Source organism: Candidatus Pelagibacter sp. Uisw_127 (assembly GCF_047722515.1).
Lineage (GTDB): Bacteria > Pseudomonadota > Alphaproteobacteria > Pelagibacterales > Pelagibacteraceae > Pelagibacter.
This window is the reverse complement of the sequence record NZ_CP159815.1, coordinates 236,484-253,802: the sequence shown is the minus strand read 5'-3', so window position 1 is coordinate 253,802 and position 17,319 is coordinate 236,484. Positions and strand designations below refer to the sequence as shown.

At 30.8% G+C, this 17,319-nt stretch carries 15 protein-coding genes; 5 read left to right on the top strand and 10 right to left on the bottom strand.

All coding sequences use genetic code 11. The annotated features are described in order from the left end of the window. The first annotated feature begins 4 nt into the window (after nt 1–4). From ABXT65_RS01305 to ABXT65_RS01290, 4 genes are all read left to right on the top strand, one after another. Nucleotides 5–787 carry an alpha/beta fold hydrolase gene (locus ABXT65_RS01305; RefSeq protein ID WP_415323698.1) on the top strand — a complete coding sequence of 261 codons (783 nt, stop codon included), beginning with the start codon at nt 5–7 and terminating at the stop codon, nt 785–787. After that, on the top strand, nt 787–2,268 hold the full coding sequence (locus tag ABXT65_RS01300) for an aldehyde dehydrogenase (protein WP_415323697.1): 1,482 nt from the start codon (nt 787–789) through the stop codon (nt 2,266–2,268). Before ABXT65_RS01305 ends, ABXT65_RS01300 begins: the two co-directional genes overlap by 1 nt. A 4-nt stretch (nt 2,269–2,272) precedes the next feature. Beyond that, a complete protein-coding gene (locus tag ABXT65_RS01295; RefSeq protein ID WP_415323696.1) occupies nt 2,273–3,130 on the top strand; it encodes a DMT family transporter in 858 nt (285 codons plus the stop codon). Between the two features lie 74 nt (nt 3,131–3,204). Next, the gene (locus tag ABXT65_RS01290; RefSeq protein ID WP_415323695.1) at nt 3,205–4,386 is read left to right on the top strand and encodes an ABC transporter substrate-binding protein; all 1,182 of its coding nucleotides are present in this window, start codon (nt 3,205–3,207) and stop codon (nt 4,384–4,386) included. Between the two features lie 376 nt (nt 4,387–4,762). Here ABXT65_RS01290 and ABXT65_RS01285 read toward each other — a convergent pair whose 3' ends face one another. From ABXT65_RS01285 to ABXT65_RS01250, 8 genes are all read right to left on the bottom strand, one after another. After that, entirely contained in the window at nt 4,763–5,926 is a 1,164-nt protein-coding gene (locus ABXT65_RS01285; protein ID WP_415323694.1) for an MFS transporter, read from the bottom strand. A gap of 92 nt (nt 5,927–6,018) precedes the next feature. After that, the gene (gene guaA / locus ABXT65_RS01280) at nt 6,019–7,584 is read right to left on the bottom strand and encodes a glutamine-hydrolyzing GMP synthase (RefSeq protein ID WP_415323693.1); all 1,566 of its coding nucleotides are present in this window, start codon (nt 7,582–7,584) and stop codon (nt 6,019–6,021) included. After that, nucleotides 7,574–7,960, bottom strand: coding sequence for a hypothetical protein (locus ABXT65_RS01275; protein ID WP_415323692.1), 387 nt, complete (start codon nt 7,958–7,960; stop codon nt 7,574–7,576). Before ABXT65_RS01275 ends, guaA begins: the two co-directional genes overlap by 11 nt. A 47-nt stretch (nt 7,961–8,007) precedes the next feature. Then, on the bottom strand, nt 8,008–9,087 hold the full coding sequence (gene guaB / locus ABXT65_RS01270; RefSeq protein WP_415323691.1) for an IMP dehydrogenase: 1,080 nt from the start codon (nt 9,085–9,087) through the stop codon (nt 8,008–8,010). Nucleotides 9,088–9,124: 37 nt separating this feature from the next. After that, nucleotides 9,125–9,736, bottom strand: coding sequence for an RlmE family RNA methyltransferase (locus tag ABXT65_RS01265; RefSeq protein ID WP_415323690.1), 612 nt, complete (start codon nt 9,734–9,736; stop codon nt 9,125–9,127). Then, nucleotides 9,737–10,648: a glycosyltransferase gene (locus ABXT65_RS01260; RefSeq protein ID WP_415323689.1), complete on the bottom strand. Its 912-nt coding sequence runs from the start codon at nt 10,646–10,648 to the stop codon at nt 9,737–9,739. Then, nucleotides 10,649–11,452, bottom strand: a complete 804-nt coding sequence (pssA, locus tag ABXT65_RS01255; protein WP_415323688.1) for a CDP-diacylglycerol--serine O-phosphatidyltransferase — start codon at nt 11,450–11,452, stop codon at nt 10,649–10,651. Nucleotides 11,453–11,455: 3 nt separating this feature from the next. Continuing rightward, nucleotides 11,456–12,103, bottom strand: a complete 648-nt coding sequence (locus tag ABXT65_RS01250) for a phosphatidylserine decarboxylase (RefSeq protein WP_415323687.1) — start codon at nt 12,101–12,103, stop codon at nt 11,456–11,458. Between the two features lie 77 nt (nt 12,104–12,180). On the opposite strand from ABXT65_RS01250, the gene ABXT65_RS01245 reads away from it, so the two are divergent. Next, nucleotides 12,181–13,395: an NADP-dependent isocitrate dehydrogenase gene (locus ABXT65_RS01245; RefSeq protein WP_415323686.1), complete on the top strand. Its 1,215-nt coding sequence runs from the start codon at nt 12,181–12,183 to the stop codon at nt 13,393–13,395. Here ABXT65_RS01245 and alaS read toward each other — a convergent pair. Continuing rightward, entirely contained in the window at nt 13,388–16,057 is a 2,670-nt protein-coding gene (gene alaS / locus ABXT65_RS01240; protein ID WP_415323685.1) for an alanine--tRNA ligase, read from the bottom strand. The genes ABXT65_RS01245 and alaS overlap by 8 nt on opposite strands. 98 nt (nt 16,058–16,155) lie before the next feature. Next, the gene (gene recA, locus ABXT65_RS01235) at nt 16,156–17,304 is read right to left on the bottom strand and encodes a recombinase RecA (protein WP_415323684.1); all 1,149 of its coding nucleotides are present in this window, start codon (nt 17,302–17,304) and stop codon (nt 16,156–16,158) included. Between the last annotated feature and the right edge of the window lie 15 nt (nt 17,305–17,319).

The window sequence follows — 17,319 nt, the reverse complement described above, 5'->3', positions numbered from 1 at the left end:
ATTAATGTCTTACAATTTTGATCCTAGTCAAAATTATTATTCATTCATTGATAATAATACTGAGCCATTAGTATTCGTTCATGGTGTTGGCCTAGATCATAAAATGTGGGAGCCTCAAATTAAATCTTTAAACGATCATTCAATAATTGCTTATGACTTGTTAGGCCATGGAAGAACTCCTTATGATAAAGAGGAAGTTACTTTGAATGATTTTTCAAATCAATTAGATAGTTTATTACAATTTTTGAAAATAGATAAGATTAATCTAATTGGATTCTCTCTAGGTTCATTAGTTGCATTAGACTTTGCTTCAAAATTTCAGGATAGATTAAATACCTTAACATTGCTTGGAACTACATACGGAAGAACTATGAAGCAAAGAAGCTTAGTCATAGAAAGATTTGAGCAAGCTAAGTTAAATAAACCTATTTCAAAACAAGCATTAAAAAGATGGTTTACAGATCGATACTTAAATGACCATCCAGAAATTTACGATCAATTTATTAAGATCTTAACAAAAAAAGATGAAGATCATTTAAATTTTTTAAAAGCCTATAAACTATTTACTTATCATCAAGATGATATTGGTATGATTAAAAATATAAAAACTAAAACTCTGGTGATGACAGGATCAGATGATTTAGGCTCAACAGTTGATATGTCAAAATCCTTATCTAATGATCTAATAAATTCAAGTTTTACTAAGATAAATAATGGAAAACATCTATGTAGTATAGAGTGTGCAGATGATGTTAATATGAATCTTAAAAATTTTATTAATAATTAATGACAAAAATTCAAAACTTTAAAATGTACATAGATGGTCAATGGGTTGAGTCTGAGTCTGGTAGAACTATTGAAACTTTAAACCCAGAGAATAATGAAGTTTGGGCAACTGTACCTGAAGCAGATGCAAAAGATGTAGATAAAGCAGTTAAGGCTGCACAAAAAGCTTTTGATAACTCCTGGTCTAATTTACATCCAAGAGATAGAGCTAAGTATTTAAGGTCTCTAGCAAACTTACTGAGAGAGAACGCTGAACATCTTGGAACTATAGAAACTATTGATACAGGAAAAATTTTTAGAGAAACTAAAACACAAGCTAATTATATTGCTGAATACTATGATTACTTTGCAGGTCTTGCTGATAAAGTTGAAGGAACAGTCGTACCAATTGACAAACCAGACATGCAAGTAACAACTACTCGAATACCTATTGGTGTGGTTGCTGCAATCATTCCATGGAACTCCCAAATGTTATTAACAGCTGTTAAACTTGCCCCTGCATTAGCCATGGGAAATACTGTTGTAATAAAAGCATCCGAACTTGCACCTGTAACTTTATTGGAATTTGCAAAATTAGTTGAAAAATCAGGAATACCAAAAGGAGTGGTTAACATAATCACTGGTTTAGGTGAACCTTGTGGTAAAGCTCTAACCACACATGATCTTGTGGAGAGAATTGCATTCACGGGTGGTCCAGAAACTGCCAAACATATTGTAAAAAATTCAGCTGAAAATCTATCACAAGTAAGCTTAGAACTAGGTGGAAAAAGTCCTGTTGTAGTATTTAATGATGCTGAACAAGAGAATGCACTTAATGGAATTACTGCTGGCATCTTTGGTGCAAGTGGTCAAAGTTGTATTGCGGGATCAAGACTTTATATTCAATCAAAAATTTATGATGAATTTTTAGATAAGTTAGTCACAAAAGCTGAAAAGATAAAACTAGGCACCCCGATGGATAAGGATACTCAAATGGGTCCTTTAAATAGTTTCAAGCAATTAGAAAATATTGAAAGAAATATTAAAGTCACCATTGAACAAGGTGGAAAAATTAGATGTGGAGGAAAAAGATCAAATATATCTAATAAAGGCTATTATTTTCCAGCTACAATAATTGAATGTAAAAATCATAACCTACCTACTGCTGAAAATGAATTATTTGGTCCAGTATTATCTGTTATGAAATTTGATACAGAGGAAGAGGCTATTAAATTAATGAATGATAATAAATATGGATTATCTTCTGGGATTTATTCATCAAACCTTGGGAGAGGTATGAGAGTTTCAAAGGCAGTAAGAGCTGGAATAGTATTTGTAAATACATATAGATTAATTTCACCCATGGCTCCCTTTGGAGGAATTAAAGATAGTGGCTACGGTAAGGAAGCTGGAATTGAGTCCATCAAAGAATATACAAGAATAAAAACAACATGGTATAATTCTTCGGAAAAACCGATGACTGACCCATTTATTATGGGTTAATTATTTGACTGCACGACATTACTTTTTAGTTTTATTTATTATGTTTATTTTTGGAAGCTCCTATCCAGTTAATAAACTTGCTTTAAATACATCCTTACCACCAATGCTAGCTGGATCTTTAAGAATGCTTATACTTTTTATTTGCCTTCTTCCATTTTGTAAATTTAAAGTTCCTAATAAAAAATATTTTCTTCCATTGGCTGGTTTTTCTTTAACTATGGGTTTTGGAGTTATATTTTTTTTAAATCTATCGTTAGGTGAAGCAACATTTGTTGCACCAATTATTATAGGTGCACAACTTGCAATACCCTTTGCACTACTTGCTAGTTCAATTTTTCTTGGTGAAAAAGTTAATAAAAAACAATGGTTATTAATATTAGTTTCCTTTTTTGGAATTTTTCTAATTGGATACGATCCAAATTTAAAAGGAGAGATTTATGCAATTTTTTTATGCAGTGTTTCAGCTTTTTTTTATGGAATTGCAAATGTGTTCTCGAGATACATAAAGGAAATTGATGTAAAATTTACAAATATGATCATGGGATTTACGGGCTTTATAACTATCTTACTATTTTCAATTTTTTCTGAAGGAAATACAGTCAGTCATTTAATGAGCATAGATATTAATACCTGGCTCTTATTACTTCATAATGGAATAATGGTTTCAGTAATTGCTCATACTTCCATGTTTTATCTTTATAAATTTTATTCAGTTAATAAGGTTATGCCCTTCTATTCTTTGTTCCCAATATTTGGTTTAATCCTAACTTTCTTTATTTTTGGTGAAATTCCCACATTACTTAGTGCAATTGGTGGGACAGTAGTGATTATTTCTGTCTATCAACTTCAAAAAATAAGATAAATGACCTATTGAAAATTTGTTCAAATAGGCTTTAATTTCTTTTTATAAATTTTTAACAATTAAAGAGGAAAATAATGAAAAAACTATTTATTGCTGCATTTATATTCGTTTCAACTTTTACAACGAATACATTTGCAGAAGTTAAGATGGGAATTATTTTAGGATTTACTGGTCCTATTGAATCTCTAACACCAGCTATGGCTGCATCTGCAGAGCTTGCGTTTAAAGAAGCTTCTGATTCAGGTTCACTATTGGGTGGAGAAACTATTTCAGTAGTAAGAGCAGATTCAACTTGTGTTGACTCAGCAGCAGCAACAGCAGCAGCTGAAGGTCTTATTGCACAAGGTGTGGTAGCTATTATGGGTGCTGACTGTTCAGGTGTAACTGGTGCTATTGCATCAAATGTTGCTGTACCAAATGGTATAGTAATGATTTCACCATCAGCAACTTCTCCAGGTTTAACTGAATTAGCTGATAAAGGCTTATTCTTTAGAACAGCACCTTCAGATAAAAGAGGTGGGCAAGTTTTAGCTGATGCAACTAAAGGCAAAAAAATAAAAACTATAGCAATTACTTATACAAATAATGATTACGGAAAAGGTCTTGCAGATATGTATAAAATTGGTTTAGCTTCTCATGGTATTAAAGTAACAACTGAACTTGCTCATGAAGATGGAAAAGCTGATTACTCGTCTGAAGTAGCTACTTTAGCTGCAGCAGGTGGTGATGCATTAGCTGTACTTGGTTATTTAGACCAAGGTGGTAAAGGTATAATTCAAGCAGCATTAGACTCTGGTGCGTTTGATACTTTTGTTCTTGGAGATGGTATGGTTGGTCAGTCACTTGCAGATGCATTTGGTAAAGATTTAAAATCATCTGTAGCTACAAGACCTGGATCAACTGGTAAAGGTGCTCAGATATTTGCAAAAGTTGCTGGAGCAGTTAATATCGATCCAGACGCACCTTATACAGCTTCATCATACGATGCTGGTGCTTTACTTGTTCTTGCAATGCAAGCAGGTGGATCAGCTGATAGAGCTTCCATTGCTAAAAATGTAATGGATGTTGCTAACAGTCCTGGAACTAAGATTTATCCAGGTGAACTTAAAAAAGGTTTAGATTTACTGGCTGAAGGTAAAAAAATTGACTACGAAGGTGCAAGTGATGTTACTTTCACTAAAGAAGGTGATGCCACTGGTTCTTTCTTGGAACAAGTAGTTAAAAATGGAAAATTTGAAACTACAAAACAAAGATAACTAATATCTTAATTTTAAAACCCCTAACAGTGAAAATTGCTAGGGGTTTTTTTGTTTAAAAATTATTGATAACTCTAAACACTCCAAATATTGAAATAAATATTAGGAAATAAAAAATAACTTTTCTGTAAGTCTCTTCTTTACTTTTAACAAAAAATTTATCACCAACATAAACGCCTATGGGTAAAATAATAATCAACGGAAGTGTCCTATAGATTGTTGTTATATCTAGAATTCCACCACAGAACTGAGAATGAAGGCGTAGATATCTGTTAAAAAAAAATAATGCTGCTAGTGAACCTCTAATTACTGCAGGCTGAATACTATCAAATAAATTTCTAAAGAACTGAGCTGAAGATAGGATAAAAAGTCCATTTCAATTTCTTTCTTTCAAATCAGCTCTTAATGTTGATAAAATAATTAAAACTAAAAAAATTATACAAACTAAATTCATTATTTTCCAACTTGTTAAAGATAGAAAAACTCCTGCAGATAAACTTGCGATTGCTTGAATAGAATAAACTATCAAGTCATTAAAGCCCTGTGCTTTAAATTTTTCATTTTCTCTATAGGACAGAACTAATAAGCTTGTTCCAGATATAAATAAAAAGTTCCAACCAAACCCTAAAAAAACTAAGGCTATTAAATAATTTGTTAAATTTTGTTCAAAAAGGCTAGTCAAAATTGTTATTGAAAATAAAAATACACCTCCGTACATTATTTTACTATGACCAAATTTTTTTATTAAATTACCTGTAACTAATGATGGTAAAAACATTGCTGCTATATGTAATTGAATTACAAGCCCTGTTTTAGTTAAACTTATATTTTCCATCACATGCATACTTATTGGTGTTGCAGTCATTAAAAATGACATTACTGCATAAGCAAATGCAGAAGCAATTAAAGCTTGTAAAAATCTTGGTTGAGAAATTAATTCTGAATAACTTCGTGTAGTTTTTTTTGTAATTTTATTTGGTTGATGTCCATCCTTATAAAATATTAAAAAAATTGTAGATATAAGAGTTAAAGCTGCTAGTGCAATGTATGATCCAGCATATAAATGTTCAGCAATAAATTCTTTTGTTATGTTAGCAACATTCGGCCCAATAAAAGCTGATCCTATCCCGGCTAATAATATTATTGAAATCGCTTTCGGCGCCATATCTTTTTTTACCGTTTCGACTGCCGCAAACCGATATTGATGACTAAAAGCTACTCCAGCTCCTAATAAAAAACATGAAAAATTAAATAAAATAAAGCTTTCTATAATTATTGAATAAGCAGCGAGTAATGAAGATATTGAACTTCCAATAGATGCAAACATAAAGCCTGCTCTACGACCAATTATACTCATAACCTTTGCAGCAAAAATTGCAAAAATTGCTATACCCACGATTGATAAAGCCATTGGCAAAGTGGCTAAAGATTTTATTGGACTAAATTTTGAACCAATTATTCCACTTAAAAAAACTGTTACAGGCGCTGCAGTAAAAGCGAAGATCTGGCTTAGAATTAATAGCCAAAGGTTTTTATTCATTAGAAAATATACTTATCACCAATGTACATAGCCCAAGCTACTGCAGCTCCAAGTATAATATATTTCATAATACCTTATATTATATAGTGAAATTACTCTAATTCAATGGTGCTCGGTGGCTTTGAGGTAACATCATAAACTACTCTATTAATTCCTCTAATATTATTAATAATCTGATTTGAGATTGATTGCATAAATCCTTTAGGAAAATTAAAGAAATCAGCCGTCATCCCATCCTCAGAGGTAATGGCTCTCAATAAACAAATATGCTCGTAGGTTCTATTGTCTCCCATGACACCTACCGTTTTAACTGGAAGTAATGCTGCATAAGCTTGCCAAATTTTATGGTATAATCTGTGATCTCTTAAAGCTTTAATGAAATAAAAATCTGCTTCTTTTAAAATTTTTATTTTTTCATTAGTTATAACACCTGGCATTCTTATTGCTAACCCGGGTCCTGGAAATGGATGTCTAGATATTATATCCTTTGATAAATTAAGCTCTAGGCCTAATTTTCTAACCTCATCTTTAAATAAAAATTTAAGTGGCTCAACTAGTTTTAATTTCATTCGTTTGGGTAGACCACCTACATTATGATGTGATTTTATTTTTGATGTTTGACTGCCAGTTACAGATTTACTTTCAATCAAGTCAGGGTAAAGAGTTCCTTGTGCAAGAAATTTTACATTTTTAATCTTTTTTGCATATCTTTCAAATATTTTAATGAATAAGTTTCCAATAATTTTTCTTTTTATTTCAGGGTCAGAAATGTTAGTTAATTTTTTAATAAATTCTTTTTCAGCATTGACATAAATTAAATTCATCTTTAATTTTTTTTTAAATGTATTGACTACTTGTGTTTCTTCATTTTTTCTTAGAAGACCATTATTAACAAATATACACGTTAAGTTTTTTCCAATTGCTTTACTCAAAAGTTGTGCAACTACACTACTATCAACTCCACCTGATAGCCCACAAATTACTTTGTTGTTACCAACCTGATTTTTGATTTCTTTTATTAATGTTAATTTTTGATTTTTAGAGGACCAATTTTTTTTAATCTTACATATAAGAAAAATAAAATTATGTAATAGAATTTTTCCTTTATGTGTGTGCGTAACTTCTGGATGGAACTGCACACCATAAAAGTTATCTTTAGAATTTTCAATTATAGTTAATTTTGAATTCTTTGTTGATGCAACAACTTTAAAGCCTTTCGGCATTTTAGACACTTGGTCAGCATGACTCATCCAAACATTATTGATATTAGCTTTGTTAAAAAATTTTTGTGTTAAAATACTATTTGAAACTTTGGTTATTGTTGCAAGGCCAAACTCTCTATGTTTTGACTTTTTAACTTTTCCACCTAATTCTTTTGATAATATTTGATGCCCAAAACAGATACCAAGAACGGGCAGTCCTAATTTTAAAATTTTTCTATCAAATTTAAATTTATCATTTTCATAAACATTAAGGGGGCCACCAGAAAGAATTACCCCTCCTATATTTTCTTTAACGATTTTGCTAATATTAATTTTTTTATGACTAATAATTTCTGAGAAAACACCAAATTCTCTTATTCTTCTGGCAATTAATTGTGTGAATTGAGATCCAAAATCTATTATTAAGATTTTGCTTAAATTATTACTAAGACTCATTTTTAGGTTCCAAATTCTTTAAAGATTCTAGAATTGCAGTTTTTTTATCACATAATTTATCGCAAATTTTAGAGAAATTTTCTGTTAATTCTTTAACTTTTGAATAATTTGATTTTTTAAGTTCTATTTCTATTAGCAAATAATTTGCTTCTTCATTTTTTGGATCCAGCAAAAGTACCGTGTTAATATTTTTTTCTTCTTCTTCCTTATTCTCTTCATAATTATAAATTTTAGCTAAATATAAGTATGAGTTCTGATCTTTAGGGTTAAAGACTATACTTCTTTGAAATAAAAATTTTGATTCTTCATATTTTTTTTTATCATATTTTATTTTGCCTTTATCAAAAAAAGTATTTTCTGCTAATACAGAATTCATTAAATTAAGAACTATAAATAAAATAGGTATTAATTTAATTATTTTTATCATGAATATTTATTGTCTTTTGTTACTTCATCGACATTATGAACCATACTTTCATAAAACCCAGCTTTTGTTATTTTTACAAAATTGGGTTTGTTTTTAAGATTAGGCACTTTCTTTGCGCCCAAATATCCCATAGATGATTTTAGTCCACCAATTAATTTGTAAATTATACTTTTGACATCACCCTTGTATTTTGCAAAACCTTCTACACCTTCGGGCACATACTTTGAGAGGTCCTTTTGTTTTTTTTGGAAATATCTATCTGCTGATCCTTTATTCATTGCGCCTACTGACCCCATACCTCTGAAACTTTTAAATAATTTTCCATTTTTTTTAATTAATTTACCCGGTGTCTCTGTGCTTCCTGCAAATAAAGAACCTATCATCACAGCATCTGCTCCAGCAGATAATGCTTTGGCTATATCACCTGAGTATTTAATTCCTCCGTCTGAAATGATTTTTGTTTTATTATTTTTTACACCTTTTTTAACTTCTAGAATTGCACTTAGCTGAGGCACACCAATTCCTGCTACCAATCTAGTTGTACAAATTGATCCTGGCCCAATCCCAACTTTAACAATATCTACTCCCAATTTTATCAAAAATTTTGCAGCTTCAGCGGTTGCTATATTTCCTGCACATAAAGTTGTTTTATTTGTTTTTGTTTTTTTTATTACTTTTATAATTTCTGCAACTTTTTTACTGTGTCCATGTGCGGTATCTACTACAATTAAATCTACTTTTTCTTTTAAAATAGCTTCTGCTCTTTTAAGCTCTAAAGGACCGGCTCCAACAGCCGCTCCAACTAATAATTTTAATTTTTTTACTTTTTTGATTTCTTTAATTTGTTTTTTAACATCCAGGTTTCTATGTATGACGCCTATACCTCCGGCTTTAGCTATGGCTATTGCCATTTTACTCTCAGTTACCGTGTCCATTGCTGAAGATAACAATGGTATTTTTAAGGTTAAATTAGATGATAATTTTGTGCTCGTATCAACTTCAGAGGGTAAAACTTCTGAGTATTTGGGTGCCATTGTGACATCATCAAAGGTTAGAGCTTCTTTTATGGGGTCCATAATAATTTATATATGATTCTTTTTAAAAATAAAGTCTCTATCTTAGTATTTTGCAAATAATAAAACTTTCTTTAGATTCTTTTCTACTGGCTTTTGGTTTAAATACTTTAACTTCTTTAAAAATTTTTTTACCTAAGGCAACTATCTCATTAAAAGAAGAACCTAAGAAAATTTTAGAGACAAAACGTCCTTCTTTGACTAATATTTCCTTAGCAAAGTTCATTGCTTCCATTGCTAACTCGCCTGTATAAATTGCATCAATATCCTTTATACCCGTTGTATTAACAGCCATATCAGACACGACAACATCAACTTTTGATTTAAAAAAACCCCTAATCTTTTTCTGTGAATCTATCTCTGTGAAATCAGCCTTGATTTGAATTGTATTATCAATTTCTTCCATGCCTTTTATGTCAATAGAAACTAATCTCCCACTTTTTACAGTTCTTGCAATATATTGTGACCAGCTACCTGGTGATGCGCCTAAATCTATTACTGATATTCCATTTTTTAATATTTTAAATTTTTCATCAATTTCTATTAATTTATATGCTGACCTTGCTCTATAACCATCGACATGAGACTGTCTTACATAAATATCTCTTTTTTGTTTATTAATCCAATTTTTAGAAATTCTATTCTTTTTCAATTAGTGACCAAACCTTAAGCTTTTTGATAAAATTTTATTTTCTAGAGTTTTGATATTAATTTTTACTTCTTTATCTAGCCTCATATCTCTATCACCATCCCAAATACCCGATGCAAGATGGATTATACCTAGGTTATGATTTGGTAAGTAGGGTTCAACAAATTTTTTTTCTTGTTCATTAAATTTTGGTAAAAGATTGCTAACAATCCAGTTACAATTATGAGGTAAAAATTCAGTTTCCAAGTCATCAATATAAACGGACATGTTGATTGCTAATTGTTCTGATCCAAAAATATTTCCAGCTTTTAATGTTTGTTCTAAATTTTTTTGCCATGTAATCCAACCTACAGAATCTTTTTCTAATGAAAATACTCCAATATTAATGTGAGGTGCAAAAGCAAGTTTTCTTGCTTTATTTATTCCAATTTTTGATTTTATCGCATGTTTAAAATTTTGAGATTTAATTACCGCTACTTGGCCAAATATCCAATTAACCCTAGACATTATCTTATACCCAGGTGTGAATGTTTGAGTAATTCCTAATTTTCCATTTTCACAAGCTTTAAAATAAAGTTCTATTGAATTCCAATCACCTACCCATGCATCACAATCTATCCATAAAAATTTTTCATAATTAGGAAAATATTTTGGTAAAAATGCTCTTGATACCTGACTCTTTAGCCACTCTCTTCCCTTAACTTTAAATGCAGGAACATCAATATCCCATTCAGCTGATTTAATTTCATCGACTTTTTTTGATAAAATGTTTTTTTGTTCCTTCGATAAGCCAGCATCTAATATACAGATTGCTATATCCTTGCTTTGTTCAAAACTTTTAACAGAATCTACTAATTCATTAAGTAATTCGAAGTAATTTGAATCAGCTAAGGATACAATTACATTTTTTTTCATCTAAAGTATATCTTCAAGATCTTCATGGTCATGACCTTCACCACTTAGAACTTTTTGTTTATAAATTTTTTGATAGTTAAAATATCCAATTGGGATTAAACAAATATAGATTAACCCACAAATGATCAAAACTTTAAATGTATATATTAATAAAAGCCCAAAAAATAATACAATTCCAAACAATGCAAAAATAGTCATACGACGAGGTATGCTGATTTTTTTAAATGCAAATGTGGGAATTTTACTGATCAACAAAAATGAAATCAAAATAAAAAATGTTGGTACTACAATATTATAATTTATTTTAATAAAATTAAACTCACTTAGGCTTAATATTAATGGCATTAATACCAATATTCCACCTGCTGGCGAGGGTACACCTTCAAAGTAATTGTCTTTCCATGATGGTTCTGAGTTTGAGCTTACGTTAAAACGCGCAAGTCTAAGAGCGACACAAATAACAAAAATCATTGTAAGCAACCAACCAAATTTACCAAGGTTATTTAAAGACCAAAAATACATTATAAATGCAGGAGCCACACCAAAGCTTATTAAATCTGCTAATGAGTCTAATTCTTTCCCCACTAATGAGGTTCCTTTTAATAATCTTGCAACTCTACCATCTAAAGCATCAAAAATTGCTGCAAAAATAATAGCTATAATTGATAGTTCAAATTTTGCATCTAACGCAAATTTAATTGAGCTCAATCCAATGCAAACGTTAATTAAAGTTAATGCATTAGGCAAAAGCATTCTAGCTTTTTTATCTGATACTATTTTAAAATTATTTTTTGGTTTTTCCATAAGCTATCTTTTAGCTAATAGTGTTTCACCAGCAATTGTCTTTTGTCCTACTTTTACCAATGTTTCATAATTTTCAAAATAAACATCTGCCCTACTTCCAAATCTAATCATTCCAATTCTTTCACCCTGTTGAAGTTGCTGATCCTTAGTTGATTCACAAACAATTCTTCTAGCAATTAAACCTGCAATCTGAACAACAATCACTTCTTCAGCATGATTATTCATTATTTTGTAATAGTTTCTTTCATTTTCTTCACTCGCTTTATCAAGTGAAGCATTTAAAAATTTTCCCGGTTTATAAAGTATTTCTGAAATTTTTCCTTCACAGGGTGTTCTATTAACGTGGCAATCAAAAACGTTCATAAAAATACTAATCTTTGTAAATTTTTTACCTTCTAAACCTAGTTCCTTTGGTCCATTCACCTCATGTACCATTAAAACTTCACCGTCTGCCGGGCTTGTTAAATAATTATCATCATTTATTGAAATTCGTTCTGGATCTCTAAAAAAATAATAAACCCATATAGATAACACTAAACCAATTAATCCTAAAAAAGTGCTTAAGAAATACAAAAAGATTGTTATAAAAATAGCTATTGCTAAAAATTTATATCCTTCAGCATGAATTTTTGGGAAAATTTTTTCTAACATAAGCTTATATTTGATAATTTTTTATTAATATGTATATAAAGCACTAAATTACAAATACTAATATATATTATTCATTTATGGCTAAAATAAACGTTAAAAATTCAGTTGTTGAACTAGATGGTGACGAAATGACTAGAGTCATTTGGGAATTTATTAAAAGTAAACTGATTTTACCATATTTAGATTTGGATATTAAATACTATGATCTTGGCATGAAAAGTCGGGATGATACGGAAGACCAAATAACAATAGATTCAGCTAAGGCAATTAAGAAATATAACGTTGGCATTAAATGTGCAACTATTACACCAGACGAGGCACGTGTCGAAGAATTCAAATTAAAAAAAATGTGGAGATCACCAAATGGAACTATTAGAAACATTCTTGGTGGAACTGTATTTAGAGAGCCTATAATTTGCAAAAATGTTCCAAAACTAGTTCCTACCTGGACAGATCCTTTAATTATTGGAAGACATGCTTTTGGTGACCAATATAGGGCAACAGACTTTAAGGTACCTGGAAAAGGTAAAATGGAAGTTAAGTGGACTGCAGAAGATGGTAGTGATGAAATTAAATATGAAGTCTTTAATTTTCCTGGGCCTGGAATTGCTTTATCAATGTACAACTTGGATAAATCTATAGAGGACTTCGCAAGATCTTGCTTTAATTATGGTATAATTAAAAAATGGCCTGTTTATCTTTCTACAAAAAATACTATCTTAAAAATTTATGATGGTAGATTCAAAGATATCTTCCAAGAAATTTTTGATAAAGAATTTAAAACAGATTTTGAAAAACTTAATATTACGTACGAACATAGATTAATTGATGACATGGTTGCTTGTGCTATGAAATGGAGTGGAAAGTATATTTGGGCATGTAAAAATTATGATGGAGATGTTCAGTCAGATACTGTTGCTCAAGGATATGGATCGTTAGGTTTAATGACAAGTGTTCTTCTTGCTCCTGATGGAAAAACTATGGAAGCTGAGGCTGCTCATGGAACTGTCACAAGACATTATAGAATGCATCAACAAGGAAAAGAAACATCAACCAACCCCATTGCTTCAATTTTTGCTTGGACTAGAGGTTTAGCCCATAGAGGAAAATTAGATGATAACGATGATTTAATTAAATTTTCGACCACATTAGAAAAAGTTTGTATAGATTGCGTAGAAAATGGATCAATGACAAAAGACTTAGCAATCTTAATTAATCCAACAAGTAATTATCTAACTACTAATCAATTTTTAGATGCATTAGATGGCCAACTTAAGAAAAAGCTTAATTAATTAATTTTTTAATATTTTCAAAAGATTCTTGAATTTTATCAGGTAGTGTTCCGCCTGCTTGAGCAAAGTCAGCTCTTCCACCTCCACCCTTACCACCAATAATCTCAGAACCTGCTCTAACAATTTTTACAGCATCAAATTTACTTTCTAATGTTTTGGTAACACCTACGGCTAAGCCAACTTTATTGTCATTGATTGCATAAATTATTACCAATCCTTCTCCAATTTCTTTTTTTCCCTCATCAATTAACTTACGTAAATCTTTAAATGGCAAATCTAAGATATTTTGAAACCTAACCTTAATCCCATTAATAACCTGATCATTAATTTTATTTTTTGTTTTATTTTTTAAGATTGAACCAACTGAAAGTTGATCAAATTGTTTATTAAGGTCTTTTATTAAAGATACTTGGTTGTTATTTTGAAGATTAAGTTTTCCTCCTAATTTAATAATTTTTGAAGTTAGCTCTTTTACTATTGCTTCATTCTTTTGATTTGACAAATTAAATATATTTTCTTTGTCTTTTAAAAAGTCTTCTAATTGGGTATCTCGTAGGGCTTCAATTCTTCTTACACCAGCTGCTATAGATGATTGGCTTATTATCTTAAATTTTCCAATATCCATTGTATTTAAAACGTGTGTTCCTCCACATAATTCTGTTGAAAAAAATTGACCCTCCTCGTCTCCCATAGATAAAACTCTAACCTCTTCACCATATTTTTCTCCAAATAAAGCTAAGGCACCATTCTCAACAGCCTCTTTAGGTGTCATTATTCTTGTTTTAACATCAGATTTTTTTTGAATTACTGAATTAACATGCAATTCAATTTTTTTAATCTCTTCTTCTGAAATAGGTTTCATGTGACTAAAGTCAAATCTCAATCGATCAGATTGAACTAGCGATCCTTTTTGAGTTACATGTTCACCTAAAACTCTTCTTAAAGACTCGTGTAATAAATGAGTGGCAGAATGGTAGGCTCTAATATTGTTTCTTCTTTGAGTGTCTACTTTTAATTCAACACTATCATTAAGTTTGATTGAACCTTTTTTAACTTTTCCATAATGTACAAATAAGTCTCCAAGCTTTTTTTGAACATCTGACACCACAAATTCAAAATTTTCATTATAAATTGTTCCTGTATCAGCTACTTGTCCTCCAGATTCTCCATAAAAAGGTGTTTGATTTGTAATTATAATTCCTTCATCGTTTTTTTGAAGATCTTGAACCTCTTTATTATTCTTGAGAATTAGAGTTATTGCACCATCTGCTTTATCAGTGGCATACCCTAAAAAATCAGTTGCTCCTAAACGATCCTTTATATCAAACCATATTTGATCTACTGTGCTATCACCTGATCCTTTCCAATTTTTCTTTGCTGTCTCTTTACTTTCTTTCATTAACAAATCAAATTTTTTACCATCAACAGTTAGTGATTTATTTTTTAAAATATCTTCAGTTAAATCTAATGGAAAGCCAAATGTATCATAAAGTTTGAAGGCAACTTCGCCTGGTAATACTTTTTCTACTTTGTCTAGTTCTTCATTTAATATTTTTATTCCTCTATCTAATAAAACTAAAAATTTTTCTTCTTCAGTTTTTAAAGTTTCTTTTATTAATGACTGTGCTCTTTCTAGTTCAGGATAATTATTAGACATTTCTTCTAATAAGGTTTTAAAAATATCATAGAAAATTGGTTTCTTAGAGCCTAGTAAGTGTGAATGCCTCATTCCACGCCTCATAATTCTTCGAAGTACATACCCTCTACCTTCGTTTGATGGCAAAACTCCTTCTGCTAATAAAAAAGAGCTTGCACGTAAATGGTCAGCTATTACTCTAAAACTAGATTGGTTAGCTTTGTCTACTTTAACATTTAATGAATCTGATGCTGATTGTATTAATTTTTTAAAATGATCCGTTTCATAGTTGTCGTGTGTTCCTTGCAACAATGCTGCAATTCTTTCAAGACCCATACCGGTATCAACAGATGGTTTTGGAAGGTCAATTCTTTTATCTTTTGAAATTTGTTCGTATTGCATAAATACTAAATTCCATATCTCAATAAATCTGTTACCATCTTCATTTTTAGTGCCAGGTAATCCACCTTCTAAATGATCTCCATGGTCATAAAAAATTTCAGAGCACGGTCCACAAGGACCTGTATCACCCATAGACCAAAAATTATCAGATGTTGCTATTTTGATTATTCTATCATCACTAAAACCAGCTATTTTCTTCCAATAGTTAAAAGCCTGTTCATCATCATGATATACTGTTACGTAAAGCCGATTTTTATCAATTCCAAATTCTTTAGTTATTAAATTCCATGCATAGGAAATTGCTTCTTCTTTAAAATAATCTCCAAAGGAGAAATTTCCAAGCATTTCAAAAAATGTGTGATGTCTTGGTGTATAACCTACGTTTTCAAGATCATTGTGCTTTCCTCCTGCACGTACACACTTTTGTGAGGTTGTTGCTCTAATGTAATCTCTTTTCTCTAATCCAGTAAATACATTTTTGAACTGTACCATACCAGAGTTCGCAAACATTAATGTTGGATCGTTATTTGGAACTAAATTGCTAGACTCAACTATCTTATGATCATTTTTTTCAAAATAATCTAAAAATGTATTTCTTATTTCATTTAAAGATTTGTCAGCCATATTTTTAAAATACAGCTTTTTTATTTGATGTCTATATAAGTGTAAGGGAAAAAAGGCGCTTAAATTAAGCGCCTTTTAATAATTAAAGATGACTTTAACTAATTCTTTTTTGGTGGAGTTTCTTCTGTCTTGATTTCCACCTTAGGATCTTCTATTTGATCTTTTGCTGTTTTTTCTGGATCAAGTGGATTTCCTTCAATTTTTTTTGCTATTACTCCAGCTTTTTCCCTTATTGCCATTTCTATCTCTGCAGCAACCTTAGGGTTTTGCTCTAAATAAATTTTAGCATTCTCTCTACCTTGACCAATCTTTTCACCTTTGTAAGCATACCAGGCTCCAGATTTTTCAACAATGTCAGCTTTAGCACCAAGGTCAACTAATTCACCTACTTTACTAATACCTTTGCCGTACATTAGGTCAAATTCAACAACTTTAAATGGTGGTGCTACTTTATTTTTAACCACTTTAACTCTTGTTGAATTACCAATGATCTCATCTCCATTTTTAATTGCACCAATTCTTCTGATATCCATTCTAACAGATGAGTAGAATTTAAGTGCATTTCCACCTGAAGTAGTCTCTGGACTTCCAAACATAACTCCGATTTTCATTCTAATTTGATTAATGAAAATCATCATAGTGTTTGTGCTTGAAATTGAGCCTGTTAATTTTCTTAAAGCCTGACTCATTAATCTTGATTGAAGTCCTACGTGGTGGTCTCCCATTTCTCCTTCAATTTCTGCTCTAGGAGTTAATGCTGCAACTGAATCAACAACTATTACTGAAATAGATCCTGATTTAATTAATGTATCAGCTATTTCCAAAGCTTGCTCACCAGTATCTGGTTGTGAAATTAATAATTCTTCAGTGTCTACACCAAGTTTTTTTGCATAAATTGGATCTAAGGCATGTTCCGCATCTATAAATGCACATATACCACCTGTTTTTTGAGCTTCAGCTAATACTTGTAGGGCTAGCGTTGTTTTTCCAGATGATTCTGGACCATAGATTTCAACAACTCTTCCTTTTGGTAATCCACCTATTCCAAGTGCCACATCTAAACTTAAAGAGCCCGTTGATACCGATTCAATATCCATTGCTCTTCTTTGGCCAAGCTTCATAACTGAGCCTTTTCCAAAATTATCTGTTATCTGGCTCATCGCCGCTTCTAAAGCTTTATTTTTTTCACTGCCTTCTGCTTGTTGTGCTTTTGTAGATTTAACTACTTTTAGGTTGTTTTTAGTCATTTTATGCCTTTTTTA